1 pseudogene is annotated in these 501 nt (G+C 61.5%); it reads right to left on the bottom strand.

Annotated features, from left to right (window positions below):
- Positions 1 to 501: pseudogene (locus AC1DU6_RS36050) on the bottom strand (hypothetical protein); the annotation flags it as partial.

Below are 501 nucleotides of genomic sequence, written 5' to 3'. Positions count from 1 at the left end.
TCGCATCAGAGACAATACGCACCGTGTTCTGGACGTAAAGCACCCTCGCCTGCTGCGGGATGTCGCCGGCCGGGAAGTGCTGCCCCAGAAAGCTCTCGAGATCGCCGCGGCGCGCCTCGCTGATCACGCGGCCGGAGCCATCGTGAGCGAATTGATAGACCATCACCCGGTCGTAGCCGAGTGCGCCACGCAGCAGCCGCGCCGCATTGTCGAACAGCACGTCGAGATCGTTGCATTGGCCGATACGACCGATCAGCAAGCGTGACAGCTCCAGAGGTGGTGTCGCATCGCTGGCATCAGCTGGCTCGAATTCGATGATATTGACGCCCTTGTGCCGATGCACAGCGACGTTGAACGTAGTCTGCGAATGCGCGACATTGAAATCGATCAGCAATCCCGGGCGCTGCTGGTTGCCCCATTTGGCGATGGCATTGCGAATGTCGTGGGCCGGCCCCTCACCAATCAGAGCGTCCAGCTTGCGGCCGTTGATGTCTCCGGCAC

This window comes from Roseateles sp. P5_B10 (assembly GCF_056400485.1).
Note: the sequence above shows the minus strand (reverse complement) of the source record. Positions and strands in the feature narration are given on the sequence as shown.